Source organism: Calothrix sp. CBUCES-K 9914 (genome assembly GCF_059640475.1).
Genome location: NZ_JBXXZH010000104.1, coordinates 12,957 through 30,590, shown reverse-complemented (window position 1 = coordinate 30,590; position 17,634 = coordinate 12,957). Strand labels below are relative to the sequence as shown.

General features: G+C 42.3%; 12 protein-coding genes and 1 pseudogene. 4 read left to right on the top strand and 9 right to left on the bottom strand.

All coding sequences use genetic code 11. From position 1 onward, the window contains the following. Nucleotides 1-108 precede the first annotated feature (108 nt). Nucleotides 109-1,646 (top strand): annotated as a pseudogene (locus AC2JBO_RS22345) (ISAs1 family transposase). A gap of 186 nt (nucleotides 1,647-1,832) precedes the next feature. Here the strand turns inward: AC2JBO_RS22345 and AC2JBO_RS22340 are convergent. The 3 genes from AC2JBO_RS22340 to AC2JBO_RS22330 all read right to left on the bottom strand — a co-directional run bounded on the left by AC2JBO_RS22340 (nucleotide 1,833) and on the right by AC2JBO_RS22330 (nucleotide 7,277). Then, on the bottom strand, nucleotides 1,833-3,554 hold the full coding sequence (locus tag AC2JBO_RS22340; RefSeq protein WP_496955853.1) for a DUF4335 domain-containing protein: 1,722 nt from the start codon (nucleotides 3,552-3,554) through the stop codon (nucleotides 1,833-1,835). Nucleotides 3,555-3,659: 105 nt separating this feature from the next. After that, nucleotides 3,660-4,265 (bottom strand): DUF3038 domain-containing protein, encoded by a 606-nt coding sequence (locus AC2JBO_RS22335; protein WP_496955852.1) that lies wholly within the window; start codon nucleotides 4,263-4,265, stop codon nucleotides 3,660-3,662. A 609-nt stretch (nucleotides 4,266-4,874) separates the two neighbouring features. Next, nucleotides 4,875-7,277, bottom strand: coding sequence for an endonuclease MutS2 (locus AC2JBO_RS22330; protein ID WP_496955851.1), 2,403 nt, complete (start codon nucleotides 7,275-7,277; stop codon nucleotides 4,875-4,877). Between the two features lie 172 nt (nucleotides 7,278-7,449). On the opposite strand from AC2JBO_RS22330, the gene AC2JBO_RS22325 reads away from it, so the two are divergent. From AC2JBO_RS22325 to AC2JBO_RS22315, 3 genes are all read left to right on the top strand, one after another. Further along, the gene (locus AC2JBO_RS22325; RefSeq protein ID WP_496955850.1) at nucleotides 7,450-8,613 is read left to right on the top strand and encodes a GuaB3 family IMP dehydrogenase-related protein; all 1,164 of its coding nucleotides are present in this window, start codon (nucleotides 7,450-7,452) and stop codon (nucleotides 8,611-8,613) included. A gap of 317 nt (nucleotides 8,614-8,930) precedes the next feature. After that, a complete protein-coding gene (trxA, locus tag AC2JBO_RS22320) occupies nucleotides 8,931-9,254 on the top strand; it encodes a thioredoxin (RefSeq protein WP_496955849.1) in 324 nt (107 codons plus the stop codon). Between the two features lie 320 nt (nucleotides 9,255-9,574). Continuing rightward, nucleotides 9,575-10,645 (top strand): LOG family protein, encoded by a 1,071-nt coding sequence (locus tag AC2JBO_RS22315; RefSeq protein ID WP_496955848.1) that lies wholly within the window; start codon nucleotides 9,575-9,577, stop codon nucleotides 10,643-10,645. A gap of 284 nt (nucleotides 10,646-10,929) precedes the next feature. Here the strand turns inward: AC2JBO_RS22315 and AC2JBO_RS22310 are convergent, their stop codons facing one another. From AC2JBO_RS22310 to psbB, 6 genes are all read right to left on the bottom strand, one after another. Then, nucleotides 10,930-11,853, bottom strand: a complete 924-nt coding sequence (locus AC2JBO_RS22310) for an Rpn family recombination-promoting nuclease/putative transposase (protein WP_496955847.1) — start codon at nucleotides 11,851-11,853, stop codon at nucleotides 10,930-10,932. A gap of 100 nt (nucleotides 11,854-11,953) precedes the next feature. After that, nucleotides 11,954-12,451, bottom strand: coding sequence for a helix-turn-helix domain-containing protein (locus AC2JBO_RS22305; RefSeq protein ID WP_496955846.1), 498 nt, complete (start codon nucleotides 12,449-12,451; stop codon nucleotides 11,954-11,956). Between the two features lie 104 nt (nucleotides 12,452-12,555). Continuing rightward, nucleotides 12,556-14,031: a leucyl aminopeptidase gene (locus AC2JBO_RS22300; protein ID WP_496955845.1), complete on the bottom strand. Its 1,476-nt coding sequence runs from the start codon at nucleotides 14,029-14,031 to the stop codon at nucleotides 12,556-12,558. A gap of 150 nt (nucleotides 14,032-14,181) precedes the next feature. Continuing rightward, a complete protein-coding gene (locus AC2JBO_RS22295) occupies nucleotides 14,182-15,249 on the bottom strand; it encodes a 30S ribosomal protein S1 (protein WP_496955844.1) in 1,068 nt (355 codons plus the stop codon). 336 nt (nucleotides 15,250-15,585) lie between these two features. Then, nucleotides 15,586-15,690 carry a photosystem II reaction center protein T gene (locus AC2JBO_RS22290; protein ID WP_496955843.1) on the bottom strand — a complete coding sequence of 35 codons (105 nt, stop codon included), beginning with the start codon at nucleotides 15,688-15,690 and terminating at the stop codon, nucleotides 15,586-15,588. An 82-nt stretch (nucleotides 15,691-15,772) separates the two neighbouring features. Further along, nucleotides 15,773-17,302 (bottom strand): photosystem II chlorophyll-binding protein CP47, encoded by a 1,530-nt coding sequence (psbB, locus tag AC2JBO_RS22285; protein WP_496955842.1) that lies wholly within the window; start codon nucleotides 17,300-17,302, stop codon nucleotides 15,773-15,775. Nucleotides 17,303-17,634: the final 332 nt, after the last annotated feature.

Sequence of the window (17,634 nt, the reverse complement as noted above, 5' to 3'; positions counted from 1 at the left end):
GTATTGCTAAACTTCAGCATACCAACAACTGTGATTTTTCACAAATGATTTAGGATTGCTATAGTAGTAAGTTAAAAGTAAAGCATCTATTATGACAAGGGCAGTTTCATGGTATTGGGCTTCAAATCAGAGAATCTTACTACTAAAAGTTCTAATACTTTAAGTATAGCTAGTGCGGCTGCACTAACAGAAAAAATAAAATCAATTTTTAGCAATATAAAAGACCCGCGCGTGGAAAGAACCCGTTATCATTCATTAACAGCGCGAAGTTGGCGGTGTCGGCTTCCGGAGCGCCAAACTTCGCAAGACAGATATTTTAATCATTGGGATATTATCAGTGATTGCTGGAGGTCGAGGATGGGAAGATATGGAAAATTATGGATTAAGTAAATACGATTGGTTAAAAGAGTTTTTAGATTTAACTTGGGGAATACCGAGTGCCGATACATTTAGACGAGTATTTGAACGTATTAACCCAAAAATATTTGAACAATGCTTTCAAACATGGGTTAAGTCAATAGTTGAAACAGTTGGCGCCCAAGTAATTTCGATTGATGGTAAAACTCTAAAAGGTTCCTACGACAGAGAGCAGGGAAAATCAGCTTTACATTTGGTTAGCGCTTGGTCAAGTCAGCATCGCCTCGTTTTGGGACAAGTGAAAGTCGCCGATAAATCTAATGAAATCAGCGAAAAGTTTGCGCGTCCGGGTTTCCCGGCGCAAAACTTTTCAAGACACTGCGATTCCTGCATTGTTAGAATTATTAGAGCTAGCAGGATGTATTATTACTATTGATGCGATGGGTACGCAAACTGCCATTGCATCTCAGATTTATAATTCAAAAGCTGATTATATTTTAGCACTTAAAGGAAATCATCCTACACTTCATGCACAAGTTAAAGACTGGTTTGAAAAGCATTTATCTCTAGGGTTTGAAGGTATAATTAATAGTTATGATGAAAGAATAGAAAAAGGTCATCATCGCACTGAAAAAAGACAAGTTTGGTGTGTTCCTATTCCTCAACTACCACCTTTACCTAACAATTCGCAATTCGCAATTCGCAATTCGCATTTGAAAATGCGAATTAAGAATTGCTAATTAATTAATTGTATGCTGGGTACAAGCCCACACTGTTTGTCTTAATTGCGAATTGCGAACTGCGAATTGCGAATTGGCATTGACACAATTATTCAGATTGGATAGGTCTTAAATGCGTTGTTATGGTGAGTGCAGTCGGAGGTGTCGGTTTCCGTCCCGTCGAACTGCCGAACCCGCAGGGTTATACGGGTAAGACATCTATGGAATAAAACAACCCGTGAAGTTCAGTTTTATTTAACTAGTTTAGACTGTGATGCTCGTAAACTAGCACGAGCTATTCGTTTACATTGGGGTGTTGAGAATAGTTTACATTGGACTTTGGACGTTACATTCAATGAAGATGCATGTCGTGTTCGTAATGGTCATGCTCCACAAAACTTGTCATTGCTGCGACGTATAGCACTTAATGCACTTAATTTAGAGCAATCGGTCAAGCGTAGCAATCGTCAGAAATCAAATCGAGCTGCTATGGACAATAACTATATGTTAACGGTTCTTACTGCTTGCTTATCTCATAATCATGAGACTTCTAAACCCGCTTGTCAATAGCATTTGAGATGCGCTTACCCTGTAGTTGGCGCCTGTTTATTGAAAGAATAGGATTGTAGTTTGGGCAAATGTGAACCATTGGTTCACAAGAAAATGTTTGACACTGCCTAATTAAAAAATAGACAAAAAGATAAAAAACAGATGGACAGGCGGGACGCCTATCCTACAGGTTTTCTGGAAAATGTATTAGTCGTTTTCTGGGAAAGTTTGAACTTTGCCGTCGGGACTGAAGATAGCACGAATGCGGACAGACTGCCCATTACGGTTGGGTGATACAAACTGTTCGCCAATTAATGGCATTCCTGTACGGTCAATGTAGTCGCGCGCTGCCTTGCCTAAAGGTAAAATACGTTCGATGGAACCATCAACCCCAAGCAACAAACTGTATTCTAAAGTTTGTTTTAAACCTTGCGGTGGTTGCCAACGTGCGCGTAATGCAGTGCGGGCTTCTGCAATTTGAGGTGTATCAAAGATATTGTTAGTAGCAGTAGTTCTATTACTAGCTGTAGCTACTTGTCTGGAACCATCACGAGCTTCGCGCAAACGGCTTAATAATGGACTACCTCCATCGTTAGAAGTTCGGTTAGTCGCTTTTGGTGGAGTTGCAGGACGTGGTTCTTCTAGCGTTGTTGGTAGCGATGATATCGACGGTAATGTATCTGTTGGAGGTGATGTTGAAAATGATGTTGAAGGCAGGCTGCTAGATGATATATTTCCTCTTGCACTAGCAGTTGTTTTAGGCTTATTTGTCTGTGTAGTTCTCGTAGTGATATTTGGTGGCTGCAATGCTATCGAGTCTGGTAATTTGATTGAGGGTGTTTTACCCGTCGAAGTTGTAGGAACTTTAGGATTTGCTGCTTCTGGTATTGTAAATGTACTTCCCGATGGTAAGTTGGTTGGGAAATTAAAGTTAGTTCCTGACTGCCCTGCTGTCGGCGCCCCTAAGTTTGAAGGTAACTGTGTTGAAGTTTTGGGTGAGCCTGCTCCTGTTACGCCGGGCAAAGTTGGTGTATTTAAATTAGCGCCTGGAGTTGGCACAACATTCGGAACTTGTAAATTAGCACTACTAACTGAATCAGATGGAGGAGTAGGTAGTCCTGTTATTGACGGCAGAGTATCGAGTGGTGTTTGTAACAGTGTTGGTGTATTTGCAGGTACAGGTAATGGAGTTTGCAGCGCTATTTTTTCTTCTGGAGCTTTTGCTGCTGTTTGTTGAGACTGCTGATTTCGCGCGCGGTTTGCGTACTGCAATGTAAAGGGTGTTAAACCTAACGCTAAGGCAACAACTGCTGCAATTGGCGCCCAAGTTGGAATTCGACTCGTAGTACTACGATGAGGGTTAAGATTCGGTAAAGCGACAACATCATTTGAGTACTCATCAAGGGCAGATGCTAAATCAAATAATTGTAATAAACTCAGCTTGACAAACCCGGATGAAAACCCAGAAGCAAGACTTCCAAGAAATAAATTATGTGATAGATATCCGCTAGGTTGTATATAAATATCGGATTTAGGAAACTCTGTATTGTTGGTATTATAGGGTTTTCCTAAAGTTGAGAGCCGCATCGAAGAATTATGAACATCTTGTGGCGCCTCAGTATTGTTAAAAGTTTGAGTCACATCGTCACTGTTGTTGTAACTCGACCAAAATTTATCAGGTTGAGCAAGCAAAAACTCTTGAACATAACCTGTCACTGCATAACATAAAGCTTCAAGTTGCTCACGATTGCCTCGAATTGCAATCCTCTGGTCTTCTGGTAGTCGCGGGTCATCAAAGCGAAGCTCGAAGCGAAGCTGCTTTAGAACTGATTTACCCATCCACTGTGACAATGGTGAGGAAAGTGCGCTTACTTCAAGGGTGCAAGTCGGCGGTGTATAGCGACGGATGACAGAATTTGATAGAGGCATAGCAAAAAATGCAATGGGGACTATGAATTTTGAATTTTAGATTTTAGATTTACAATTTTTTATTGTGCTTGTTCATACAATCTAAAATCGCGCTGCTTCTAAAATCTAAAATTTTGTTGAACGGTCAATAAGCGCAAGCCAAAGACGGCGATGTCCACCAGGACCGCTATAAAATAGTAAATCAACTAGCAATTTCAGCGCCAAGCGGGTAAGTAAATCTGTGGATATTGCCCCGTCTTCCTCCATCCGCTCTTGGTAAGTGTTGCAAAAAGCATCAATATAATCTCCCAATAGGGCAGAAGTATGAGGTTCACGGTTTGTTTCTGCCATTTGTTCAAGTAAGCTTACAGCACGCCGAATCAATTCTTGGTGTTGTTTTGCCAAATGACAAATAATCAGAACTAGTGAACGCGCTTCTTCGACATCAAGCTTTTTCCGTCCTCCAGTACCTTTACGTAGTGGGTTGGACTGACGTAGGCGCCACAGCGCTACACGGTCTGGCACTTTCGACTCTAAACCCAAGTCAATGGCAGCAGTAAGCATAGCTTCAGAGCCAATGCCAGTCAACGTTTCTAGCGCCAACAATACTAAGTCCAATTGGGCTTTAATATTGTCCCACTCTACGGAGTTGGGGGCACCTATTTGGGTTAAGTCCTCCCACTGTGAAGTCGGATTTGGAGAATTGGCGGCAGGTTGCATAACTTTTAGCATAGGTGATCGGGCTGGTAGGGCTATTGCTGTTACCCATTTTGAAACCAGACTCTCGGCAGTTCAGATTGGTTTCCCCCCTCTAAAGTACAGCCAAGTGTCCATTTAAGCAATTTGGACAACAGCGTTTGTCATGAATGTCTTAACTCTAAGACGAAAACAAGAGTCTGTAAAAGCACTGGTAAAAAGATTTATCCTGCGTTTATAGTCATGAAAACGGGATAGGGGTCTATGCATAGTATAAGCAAATGCCAGCACGTAAGTACAAAATTGTCTACCGCCTCAATGCCTGATTGTAATGAGTAGGGTGTGTGACGCTATAACAATCTAAAAACAAAGCGCAAGCATTCTAGCGTCACGCACCTTACTAACAGTTAATAGCAAACTTTATAAAGGCAAAAAATGTTACTTTTGACAAGTCCTTCCAGAAATAATTTTTTGTCAGCAAATCTTTATTTAGAGTGCTGAGTTATGAGTGCTGAGTGCTGAGTTATGAGTGCTGAGTAGTAACTTCTAACTCCTAACTCGTAGAGACGCGATTAATCGCGTCTCTACTACTAACTTCTAACTTCACTCAGCACTCAGCACTCAGCACTCAGCACTCAGCACTCTTTAAACATAAGCAATAGTAACACCAGTGCCACCGTCTGCTTGTGCTGCGGGTTCAATTCGCTTGACTCTTGGGTGTTGCTTTAAGTAAGCATGAACGCCTTCACGCAGTTTACCTGTTCCGTGTCCGTGGATAATCCATATTGGTCCGGCTGCTTCTGAAATTCCTTTATCCAAAATTATCTCGGCATCAGATACTCTTTTTCCACGTAGGTCGAATGTATTTTTGGAAGTGCGAATGTTTGGCGCCTCTTGTGGGGGTGGTTCAACAGGTGCCCCACTTGTGTTACGTGTTTGTTTGACTGCTGGCTCGACTTTTTGACCATCAAGAGATTCAATGTCAGAAAGCTTTACAGTCATTTTCATAATGCCAAAACGAACATTTAACTCCCCGTCAGAGTCGGGTGCTGTTATCACCTCGGCAGTTTGTCCCAACTTGGAAATGCGTATGCGGTCGCCGACTTTGGGCATAAACCCAACCTTCGGTTTTTCAGTAGCTCTTGCTGATATAAATTTGTCAGCAATTTGATTCAAGTTGCTTGTGGCAATTTGAGCATCTTGTGCAGTTGGGGTGCCTTTTTGTAGGCGCCGAATGACTTGAGCTATTTCACCTTTGGCTTGAGCTATAGCTTGTTGTACAGCAACTTCTTGCTTTTCCTTTAAAGATTTTTCGCGTTCTTCTAAAGATGTAGCTTTTTCTGAAACTTGTTTATATAAAGTTTCTGCTTGCTGTAATAACTTTTGAGCTTCAGCAGAAGAAGTTTCTTGGCGCCGACGCTGTGCTTCTAACCCTGCGATAACAGAGTTTACTTCGTCGTTTGCACCCCCTATTTCTTGCCTCGCAGCTTCTACCACTTCAGCTTTTAAACCTAAACGACGGGCAATTGCAAGCGCATTAGAACGTCCGGGAATTCCCCATAATAAACGGTAAGTTGGAGACAGTGTAGCATCGTCAAATTCCACCGAAGCATTTTCAAACCGTTCATCTTCATACTTAAGCGCTTTAAGTTCGCCAAAGTGTGTACTTGCCATCGTTAACTGTGCATGGTCAGCAAGATACCTTAGCAACGCTATCGCTAAAGCACTTCCTTCTGCTGGGTCTGTTCCGGCGCCTACTTCATCTAGAAGAATAAGTGATGAGTGCTGAGTGAGTCGTGCTGAGTGAGTCGTGCTGAGTTCGTTTAAAATTCGACTAATACGGCGAATGTGTCCCGAAAATGTTGATAGGCTTTGCTGTAACGATTGTTCGTCGCCAATGTCAGCTAATATCAAGTCGAACCAAGGTAACTCCACAGGTTCACGCGCGCTCACAAACATTCCAATCTTCGCCATTAATGCAGCAAGAGCCAGAGTTTTTAGTGTTACTGTTTTTCCACCTGTGTTAGGCCCTGTAATTGTAACAACGCGCGTTTCGGGCTGTACAAGTAAATCTACTGGAACTACAGCATGTCCCTGTTCGTGCTGATGTTGCCACTCTAACAAAGGGTGACGTAATTGTCTGAGGGTAATTTTTTCTTCTTCTGGTTTAATAAAGCGCGGTGGGTTGGCTTTGAGCCAATAACCGTATCGTGCTTTTGCCGTTGCTAAATCTAAAGTCGTAACAATTACGAGTAACCTTTCTAAATCTGGTTGTATAGTAGCAACTTGCTGAGTTAAATCGCGCCGAATAGCTTCTTCTTCAATTTCTTCCTTGCGAGTGAGTTGTCGCAGTTGGTTTCCCATCGGTACAACTGAGTTTGGTTCAACGTACAACGTCAAACCACTCGTTGAAGTATCGTGAACAATACCTGGTATCGCGTCTTTGTGGGATGCTTTAACAGGGATAACAAATCTATCACCACGCTGAGTAATAATATTTTCTTGAAGTGCGTTCGACTTGACTTGTATAATATTGTGTAACTTTTGATTAATTTGACTGCGGGTTTTACGTAAATCGACGCGAACATCAGCTAGTTTTTGACTCGCACGGTCAGTAACTTGTCCACGCTCGTCTATACAGCGATGAATTTCCTGCTCAACTTCAGGATAAGTTCGTAACTCAGAAACTAAACTAGTTAATACAAGTAAATCTTCGTGGTTATCTATTACACGTCGTAAATTACGTGCCCCAGATAAAGTTGTAGCAATTGCTAAAAGTTCATCACCAGCTAAAATACCTTGGAGTTGCGCGCGTTCTAGAGAATCCCCAATATCTTGAATACCATCGAACGGCAAGCCATTAGAAATACGGCTTTCAAGTTCGTACACTTCTTTGGTTTGCGCCAATAATTCTTCACTTTCGGCTTGGCTCGTTGGAATTGTAATGTGTCTCGATGCGACAGCACCTAATTTAGTGGCAGCAAAAGTTGACAAGTGCTGGCACAAGCGTGACCATTCTAGTAGTTCTAGGGTTTCAGATTGAATCAAGGGAATCAATTAGTGATAAAAAGTTTTAAGTTATATTAATAATCTTAGCGATTTTAAGGGATTCGCGCTCACAGTTTGATGATTTTTAACGAGAACTCGTGGAGAAAAAAGTAGGTAGAAGTACCTCAGAATTTGCTAACCTAGCTTAAACAGAATTGAGAACATAAAAGGCGTGGACATTCAAATAGGGCGGGGGAAAACAGCTCGTAGAGCATATGGCATCGATGAAATTGCTCTAGCCCCAGGTAATCGAACACTCGACCCAAGTTTAGCGGATACCAAGTGGCAAATTGGTAATATCGAGCGGGAAATTCCCATTATTGCCAGCGCTATGGATGGTGTTGTCGATGTGCGTATGGCTGTTGGTTTGTCAAAGTTGGGTGCTTTGGGGGTAATTAACCTCGAAGGCATTCAAACTCGCTATGAAAACCCAGAGCCAATTTTAGACCGCATCGCGTCTGTTGGTAAAGATGAATTTGTAGGGCTAATGCAGGAGCTTTATGCTGAACCTATAAAACCTGAATTGATTACGCAAAGAATTAAGGAAATTAAACAGCTTGGTGGTATTGCTGCTGTTAGCGCTACTCCAGCAGGCGCCAGTAAGTTTGGTCAAGTCACAGCGGATGCAGGCGCCGATTTATTTTTTGTACAAGCAACAGTGGTGTCAACTGCCCACTTATCGCCAGAATCAATAATACCACTTGACCTAGCAACTTTTTGTGCCGAAATGCCAATGCCAGTTTTACTAGGCAACTGTGTAACTTACGAAGTTACCCTTAACCTAATGAAAGCTGGTGCGGCAGGCGTACTAGTTGGTATTGGTCCGGGCGCCGCTTGTACATCGCGGGGAGTTTTGGGTGTAGGTGTTCCTCAAGCAACCGCAATCGCTGACTGTGCTGCTGCACGTGATGACTTCTTTCAAGATACTGGTAAATATATACCAGTAATTGCAGATGGGGGATTAATCACAGGTGGTGACATTTGTAAATGTATTGCTTGCGGTGCCGATGGTGTGATGATAGGTTCGCCTTTTGCGCGCGCAGCTGAGGCGCCTGGACGAGGTTATCACTGGGGAATGGCAACACCTAGTCCTGTGTTACCTCGTGGTACGCGCATTAGTGTTGGGACTACCGGAACCTTAAAGCAAATTCTGACTGGACCTGCTGCACTGGACGATGGCACTCATAATCTTGTAGGAGCTTTAAAAACTAGTATGGGCACTTTAGGCGCTAAGAATATCAAAGAAATGCAACAAGTAGAAGTAGTAATCGCGCCTTCACTACTCACAGAAGGTAAAGTCTACCAGAAGGCACAGCAGCTTGGTATGGGTAAATAAGAAAGTGGAAATTTACACTTCTTTATTGAAGCGGCAATAAATTTTTCGCCGTTGTGTGAAACAATTGCTGGAAAAATCACATATCTCGCTTACAATGGAGAAAGCGGAGACGCATGTTTCCGTTCACTCCTCACACCACACTCCGCCCGGACTATATGTTCGGGCGGTTCCTTTTTTAGGGTAGGGGGAAAGATATAAAGAAATTCTTTAATTAAGTCGTATGTAAATGTATATTCACAACTCCGCTCCCAGTGTCTGCTTGCTGTGGTAGAATTTTCACAAAAATGAAAACAATGTATTAGGCAAAGGTTGAATGCATGTCAGCAGCCGCACAAGTTACAGACTCTAGTTTCAAACAGGAAGTCATCGACAGCGAAGTTCCTGTTCTTGTTGATTTTTGGGCGCCTTGGTGTGGTCCTTGCCGCATGGTCGCGCCAGTTGTCGATGAAATCGCTGCTCAGTATGATGGACAACTCAAGGTAGTAAAGGTTAATACCGATGAGAATCCAAATGTTGCTAGCCAATATGGTATCCGCAGCATTCCGACTTTGATGATTTTTAAAGGCGGGCAAAAAGTTGATATGGTGGTCGGTGCCGTTCCGAAAACTACGTTAGCTAATACTCTGGAAAAATATCTTTAGATTTGTTTAATATTTCATTCATTTGAGAGGTGAAGCGCGCATAACCTCTTGTTCAAATTTTAGATGCGCGCGGCATGGCGTTTTCTATTCTAAACAAGCGTGAATTTTGAGGTAAATCAATCCTTCATATTCTGTCAAATGACTATTTTCCCACCCTACCCGTGTGTAGAGGTGGGTTTCTCAATTGTGTAAGGTACGACAATACAATCACAAATAGCGAGAAGCGCTTTATAGTGGAATGGCTAATATGTTCCGCAATGCGGATAATGAAGTGTACATCAAAGTTTAAGTAAATATAAAGCTGAAAAGCAGCAGTTCTCATGACCTCCAAAGCTTCGTTTGATACATTAGACACTATAAAGGCTGATATTGCCGAATTGATTGAGCGTTTACCAACTTTAAAAAATCGGCAATTTATCCAGCAGGCACTAAACACAATTTTACGTTTAGCTGATACTGAAGTTGAACGCCTTGACTGGAAAATTTTATCGTCAGCTTTAGCTGATATGCAACTTGGATTTCAGTTATTTTACGAATATAGACATGTTCGTAAAGTTACTATTTTTGGCTCCGCACGTTTGGCGCCTGAAACTCCAGAATATAAAATGGCGAAAGAATTCGCGCAGCGCGTAACCGATTTAAATTTTATGGTTATGACAGGTGGCGGCGGTGGTATCATGCAGGCAGGTCACGAAGGAGCAGGACGCGAAAATTCATTTGGCTTAAATATTCAACTTCCTTTTGAGCAACAAGCAAACCCATATATTGAAGGTGACCGGAAATTAATTCATTTCAAATATTTTTTCACTCGCAAACTGTTTTTGCTTAAAGAAAGCGATGCGATAGCTTTGTTTGCTGGTGGTTTTGGAACTCAAGATGAAGCGTTTGAGTGTATGACTTTAAGTCAAACGGGTAAATTCGGCCCTGTACCTCTAGTACTAATAGACCATCCGGGTGGTGACTACTGGCGGTGTTGGAGCGAATATATTGAGAAACATCTTTTACAAACTGGCTTGGTAAGTCCAGATGATTCCAGTCTATACACCATCACTGACAACTTAGATGTAGCCTGTGATGCAATTACGCGATTTTATCAGGTTTACCATTCGAGTCGTTATGTTAATAACAGGTTAATAATTCGACTCAAATCAGATTTATCTGAGCAAGCACTTGACCAACTCAACACCAACTTTAGCGATATCCTGGTTCGAGGTAAGATAGAAAGAACACAACCATTGCCTCAAGAAGGACAAGACGATACCGTAGATTTACCTAGATTGATTTTAGACTTTAACCAACGAGACTTGGGAAGGCTTTATCAAATGATTGCCGCTATCAACAAAATCGGTAGACCATCTCCTGAAGATAGAGCGCATCCAGAGCTAAAGTAATCTACGCTATTTTTTATTAATTTTGATCGATTCGTGTAGCATAGGCAATCGGCGCCTGTGCTACCCTAATTAATTTTTACTTTATTGAGATCATGGTCTATTGTCATAAAATTCGAGCTATTGTTATGTATTTATCAGGTGAATGCACGGCAATATTAAGGGCACTTGCACTTCTAGGCGCCCTTATAACAAGCTGTATTGATTAGTAGTTATATTGATTAAAAGCAATGCCCAAGGCACAATAGTTGCAGGTGGGCACTGCCGTTTGCTTTTAAAGCTTCTGTTTAAGATTGTTGTTGAAAATGCGATAATAATTCTTCGCGGCTATTTTGGTAGATTAAATCCATATACTCCTCTGCAGATAACTCTACTAAGTTAGGAATAACAGCTTCTAACGCTGCATCTAATTTTCCAAACCGCAAGTTGAGAAGCTTTGTAATTGCTGCCTGTCGTTCTACTTGTACTCCTTGGAGTAGTCCTTCTTGTCGTCCTTGTCGTTGCCAACTTGTTACAATTTCCATATATGCCTCCTCGGTAACTAATCCCATTCTACTGATTTCGGCATTAAACGCTTTCTCCTCCGTTCCATTCAGGTCTAAATACACATCTACAAATCCAGAAATTAGCTGCATCCGCGCTGGGTCTAGTTGTAAAGTTGTTAGCAATCGTAAACACTCTGCTTTTACCTTCGGTCGTTGCTTGACTGGAATGTTCATTTTTGACATCAGCGCTGCTGCGACTGGATTTTGATGTTTTAAATATTTTCTCCAGTTGAGTCGGTTTAATTGAATTGCTGCAAACTCAAATCTCAGCACATTTAAATCTGGAAAAGTGAGACGGTAAATTTTTGGTTGTGGTATTTTTGGTTGGTCAAAGGAGAAAATAACTATTGGATAAATTGGTAAGTTATACTTCTCCAACAGCCGAGCAAAATATATAAACATACGTTTGGCAAAATCTTCCTGTGAGTAAGATTGAGCCTCAATGTGTATCAAAAAGTATGTTTCTTGCTGTTTATATTTCACTTTTACCAGCAAATCTATCAGCTTTTTCTCTCCTGCCGTAACATCGGTCAGCACTAGTTCGGGCAGAAATTGAATGTTATCTCTATCAATTTCGCGCGCTATTTGGGGAAAAAATAAATCAAGAAATTCCAGAAAGAATGTTGAGATTAACTCCTTAAACAAACGCTCATGGTCTATTGCCATAAATTCTCGTGCAAAGTTTTGAAGCTTATTTTTTTGAAGCTTCTCTACTTTTACACTTAGGCGTGTATTTGTGTCAAGGTATTATCTAAAATTTTTTGGCTTAGTCTACTTTGTAGTTCGGCTCAAGATTTTCGGCTACTCTACTCAAGTACTTGGATGCCATGCGTCTTGGCTCATATACGCCGTTTTCCCATTCGCTAACTGTTTGCTGACGAACACCTAACTCCATCGCGAACTCTACTTGTGTAAGTCCCATTTTTTGACGCAGGGCTTTTATTGATTCGCTGTTCCATTTGACTGTATCAGCTACAGCCTCTGCTTTTACAGCTTTAACTTTGTAAGTACTACCTGGTTTGCTAAATGTTATTTTTTGTTCTTCTAAGTTAATTTTTTTAACATGATAGCCCGCTTCCATCCAAGAAATGGATTGCAATGCTCCTTTGCTACGATTTCCCCACCATTGACGTTTGCTACGCGCGGAGTCGGGAAGTGTATCACCCATTATTTCTTCAATTTCTGTAAAGGTAAGGGTAATTTCAGCGGCATTGCTTTTTTCAAGGTATTTTTGAAGTGGTTGATATTTACTTTCTCCTGTCACGGGCGCCCTCGCAATCCGTTTATATATTTATAGTTTATTATCTGTAAAATTAACACGTTACAGTAGAGACGTTACATGTAACGTCTCTACATTTGTTTGGGGATTTAGCTTAATACCCAGTTTACTAATGTACGGACACCAAAACCTGTGGCACCTGAACCATTGTAACCGTTTTCTTTGTCAGCCCAAACTGGACCTGCGATATCAAGGTGTGCCCAAGCGGGTGTTTCTTTGACAAATTGTTTGAGGAATAAAGCTGCGGTAATAGAACCACCGGGTCGAGGGCCAGTATTTTTCATATCGGCAATACCAGATTTTAGACCTTCAAAGTACTTTTCTTCCATTGGCATTCGCCATAGTTTCTCACCCGCAGTTGTAGAAGCTTCTTCTAACTGTTTGGCTAAATTATCGTCGGGTGTGAATAACCCAGCAATCTCATCACCCAAAGCAATTACACAGGCGCCTGTTAATGTTGCCAAATCAACAATTGCCTCAACTCCCAACTTATCGGTATAAACTAATGCGTCGGCAAGTGTCAAACGACCTTCGGCATCAGTGTTATTGACTTCGATGGTTTTACCGTTGGATGCAGTTAGAATATCACCTGGATGCATCGCGCGTCCACTAATCATATTTTCGGTGACAGCGGAAATAAAGTGAACTTCCACATCTGGTTTGAGTTGTCCAATAGCTTTCGCGGCGCCTAATGTTGCTGCGGCGCCACCCATATCGATTTTCATCGTTTCGATACCACTACCCATACCTTTAATATTCAAACCACCTGAGTCAAAGGTTAAACCTTTACCAATAATTGCTAACTTACGCTTGGGAGTGCCAGCAGGTTTATAAGTCAGGTGAATAAACTTGGGTGGTATTTCCGATGCTTGGGCAACACCTAAAAAGGCGCCCATACCAAGCTTTTCACACTCTTCTTGTTCTAGAATTTGAATTTGTAGCCCGTGGTCATTGGCAATTGTTTGCGCGGTTTCTGCCATTGTAATTGGTGTTACCGCATTTGCAGGCGCCGCAACTAGTTGACGAGCTAAAACAACTCCTGAAACTATTTGGGAAGCGCGTTCTATCGCAGCTTCTTGTCCACGCAACCCCAGTAAATCTACTGTCTCGATTTGTGGTCCTTTGTCTTCTGGCTCTGATTTGAAACGAATATCTTGATAAAGCGCTAGCTGTACACCTTCGCTAATAGCTTGTGTACTGTTAGCAGCGTCATCATTAACGATAGGCAAACTAATACCAAGAGTTTTACACTTTTGTTTTTTTGCCAAACGCGCAACCGATGCTGCCGCACGTCGCAGTGATTCAAATTTAAGCGTATCGGGTTTACCTAAGCCTACAAGTATAACTTTACGTACTGGACTTCCTGCACCAACGCGCGTAACGGCAGTACTACCGAGTTTACCCTTAAATTCTTCTTCAGATATTAGTTCTTTTAATACACCAGCAAACTTCTCGTCCAAAGCCGCTAAGTCACCAGTTAATTCTGTAGCCTCTTCAAATAATCCGACAGCTAAACCGTCCCCTGTCCACTCTAACAGTGGCGTATTCGTTGCTCGAACTTCCATTTTTGGACTCAACTTAAACTTTCATGTACCAGTATTGCTTAAAAATTCCCTTTTCTGCTTGTACCTGGAGAGGTTTTTAGCTTTAGAATGCAATAAAAAAAGGGGTCTACCCCTTTTTGCGAATATTATCGATAATATTAATTATCTATTCTATTCTTCTAAAGCTGAGGGAACTTCTTCTTCAATAGAGTCAGGAATTTCTTCCTCAACTGCCGGTGGAATTTCTTCCTCAACTGCTGGTGGAATTTCTTCAAGCACAATTCCTGACTCTACAGAAGTTACTGCCCCATTACCATTACCGTTAACATTACCTTGCTGTTTAGCAAGCATTTGCTCGCGATACTTAGCTGCCATTTCTTCAGCTTTATCGTATACCAAATCCCGGTTTTTAATCATGTCACCGGGTTCTGGTTCAAGTTGCTTGGTTGATAGCGAAATTCTGCCGCGTTCTGCATCTAAGTCAATAATCATGACTTTAACTTCATCATTGACATTGAAGACACTATGCGGTGTATCAATATGCTCGTGTGAAATTTCTGAGATGTGCAGCAAACCACTGACACCACCAATATCTATAAACGCACCGTATGGCTTGATACCACGTACCGTTCCAATGACGACTTCGCCAACTTCAAGACGGTTCATCTTACGCTCAACCAGCGCACGACGATGCGATAGTACTAAACGATTACGCTCTTCGTCTACTTCGAGGAATTTTAATGGTAGTTCTTCACCTACCAACTCTTCTTTAGGTTTACGAGTGCTGATGTGAGAACCTGGGATAAATCCACGCAGTCCTTCGATTCGCACTAAAGCACCACCACGGTTGGTAGCAAATACTCCGGAACGAACAGTCGCATCTTCAGCTTGCAACTGGCGTACCCGCTCCCAAGCGCGCATGTATTCAATACGACGAATCGAGAGGGTCAATTGCCCGTCTTCGTTCTCGTCGGTTAGAATAAAAAATTCTCTAGTTTCGTTTGATTGTAAAACTTCTTCCGGGGCATCAACCCGGTTAATTGACATTTCCTGAATAGGTATATATGCTGCTGTTTTTGCACCGATGTCAATCAGAGCGCCGCGCGGCTCGATACTAAATACTGTACCGGGTACGATGTCACCTGGGCTAAAGTGGTAATCGTATTTGTCTAATAATGCGGCGAAATCGTCGTGAGTAAATCCTATTTCAGCAGTAGCGGTTGATTTCTGATTGACCATGCTAATTGTTTCCTGGTGTTAGTCTCCGTAATTTTCTTGCCTCCTAGCGATGTACATGCAAGCGCCTGCCTGACAGTCCACACCTACATCTTTTTTCATGCTAGCGCAGAAAAGTTGATTTTTTGAGTCATCAACTTCCAAATAACAGATTATATCAGATATCTGCTTGCCAGGTAACAGGGATTGCCAATCACTTTACTTAATTTTAGGCACAGGTGTTTAAATCAAACAACCGCTAATACCTATAACGATACTAGCGGCTGTAATAGATATTTTGCAATCAAACTGTTCGGTTTTTGATTCAATTCAATTAAACACTTCCATCTGAAATTGAAATTATTCTTCTTCCTTCTCAATACGGGGAGGTTCGCGGAACGCAATCGCAAAGAATAAGGTTCCGATTGCGAGAGTGAGAATTAGAATGTACGCAATTGCTTCCATATCAAAACTTATTGCTCAGTTTAGTAAGTTAATACGCGCTCCGGTAGAGACGCGATTAATCGCGCCTCTACTGTGTTATATATTATACAGCTTCCTTCCGGCGGGTTGTTTTGTCACCCACTTTTTGGAATCTACCCCATTCGACTTGCTCTTCCATGTCAGCTTCAACACCAGCAAATACGTCTCGGTAAATTGTCCGGGCGCCGTGCCAGATGTGACCAAAGAAGAATAGCAGTGCGAATACTGCGTGTCCGAATGTAAACCAACCGCGCGGACTGGTACGGAATACACCGTCAGAGTTCAAGGTTTCACGGTCGAATTCAAAGATTTCGCCACCTTGAGCTTTACGAGCATACTTCTTAACGTCAGCGGGGTCATCAAAGCTTTGACCACCTAAGTTACCACCGTAGAAATTAACGGTTACACCTGCTTGTTCAAAACTGCTTCTAGATTCTGCACGACGGAATGGAATGTCCGCGCGCACTATATTATCCTTATCAGTCAGAATTACTGGGAAGGTTTCAAAGAAGTTAGGAAGACGACGTACTGTCAATTCGCGACCTTCAGCATCTTTGAATACTGCGTGGCCTTGCCATGATTGGGCGATACCGTCACCCTTATCCATTGGACCTACACGGAACAAACCACCTTTTGCAGGGCTGTTTCCAACGTAGTCGTAAAACGCTAGTTTTTCTGGAATTTGTGACCATGCTGCATTCAGACTGGCGCCACCATCAACACTTTCTTGGACACGACGGTTAATTTCTTGTTTGAAATATCCTTGGTCCCACTGATAGCGAGTTGGTCCAAATAGTTCGATTGGTGTTGTGGCGTTACCGTACCACATCGTACCTGCAACTACGAATGCAGCAAAAAATACTGCTGCAATACTTGAAGAAAGCACGGTTTCAATATTACCCATCCGCAACGCTTTGTAGAGGCGTTCGGGTGGACGTACACTCAAGTGGAATAAACCAGCAATAATACCAACTACACCCGCAGCAATGTGGTGAGCAACTACACCACCTGGATTAAACGGGTTAAACCCATCAGGTCCCCATTCAGGTGCCACTGGTGCGACGTGACCCGTTATTCCATAAGCGTCAGAAACCCACATACCTGGCCCAAACAATCCGGTGAGGTGGAACGCACCAAAACCGAAGCAGAGTAAACCAGATAAGAACAAGTGAATACCAAACATCTTTGGTAAATCAAGCGCGGGTTCGCCAGTGCGAGGGTCTTGGAAAAGTTCTAAGTCCCAGTAAACCCAGTGCCAAACGGCTGCTAAGAACAGCAAACCAGAAAGGATGATGTGAGCAGCTGCCACACCTTCAAAAGACCAAAAACCAGGGTCATAGCTGGAGTCTCCAACTACATTCCAACCACCCCAAGAACCTACTACGCCCAAGCGTGACATGAAGGGTAGTACGAACATACCTTGACGCCACATTGGATTAAGAACAGGGTCGCTGGGGTCATAAATTGCCAGTTCGTATAAAGCCATCGAACCAGCCCAGCCTGCCACTAGGGCTGTGTGCATCAAGTGTACAGAAATCAGCCGTCCTGGGTCATTCAAAACAACTGTATGTACCCGGTACCAAGGTAGTCCCATTGACTACGCTCCTCCTGAAGGTTTGTTTACAGAGTAATTTTTGAGATTTTGTTGTTATTGCAACTTGCGGTTTTCCACATCTAAGCCTTATAAAAGTAGACTGTGTGGAAAATTTGGCAATATATTATCTGACTACTTGGAGACGTACTCCCAGTGGTCTAAATTACCAGTGCAAAAATGAGAATGTTTTAAAAAGTGTAACTATTGATGGAGCTGTTTGCAAGCGGGGGGAGGGATGAAGAATGGGGGGAAAAGGGAAAGGGCAAAGGGCAAAGGGTAGGAAGTAAAGGAGGCAAGAGATAGGGAAAACGCGGAGAAGTCAAGGATAAATG

Excerpts from the sequence above, each read along its gene's own strand:
- AC2JBO_RS22340 (WP_496955853.1), bottom strand. The coding sequence starts at position 3,554 with ATGCCTCTATCAAATTCTGTCATCCGTCGCTATACACCGCCGACTTGC.
- AC2JBO_RS22335 (WP_496955852.1), bottom strand. The coding sequence starts at position 4,265 with ATGCTAAAAGTTATGCAACCTGCCGCCAATTCTCCAAATCCGACTTCA.
- trxA (WP_496955849.1), top strand. The coding sequence starts at position 8,931 with ATGTCAGCAGCCGCACAAGTTACAGACTCTAGTTTCAAACAGGAAGTC.
- AC2JBO_RS22315 (WP_496955848.1), top strand. The coding sequence starts at position 9,575 with ATGACCTCCAAAGCTTCGTTTGATACATTAGACACTATAAAGGCTGAT.
- AC2JBO_RS22310 (WP_496955847.1), bottom strand. The coding sequence starts at position 11,853 with ATGGCAATAGACCATGAGCGTTTGTTTAAGGAGTTAATCTCAACATTC.
- AC2JBO_RS22300 (WP_496955845.1), bottom strand. The coding sequence starts at position 14,031 with ATGGAAGTTCGAGCAACGAATACGCCACTGTTAGAGTGGACAGGGGAC.
- AC2JBO_RS22295 (WP_496955844.1), bottom strand. The coding sequence starts at position 15,249 with ATGGTCAATCAGAAATCAACCGCTACTGCTGAAATAGGATTTACTCAC.
- AC2JBO_RS22290 (WP_496955843.1), bottom strand. The coding sequence starts at position 15,690 with ATGGAAGCAATTGCGTACATTCTAATTCTCACTCTCGCAATCGGAACC.
- psbB (WP_496955842.1), bottom strand. The coding sequence starts at position 17,302 with ATGGGACTACCTTGGTACCGGGTACATACAGTTGTTTTGAATGACCCA.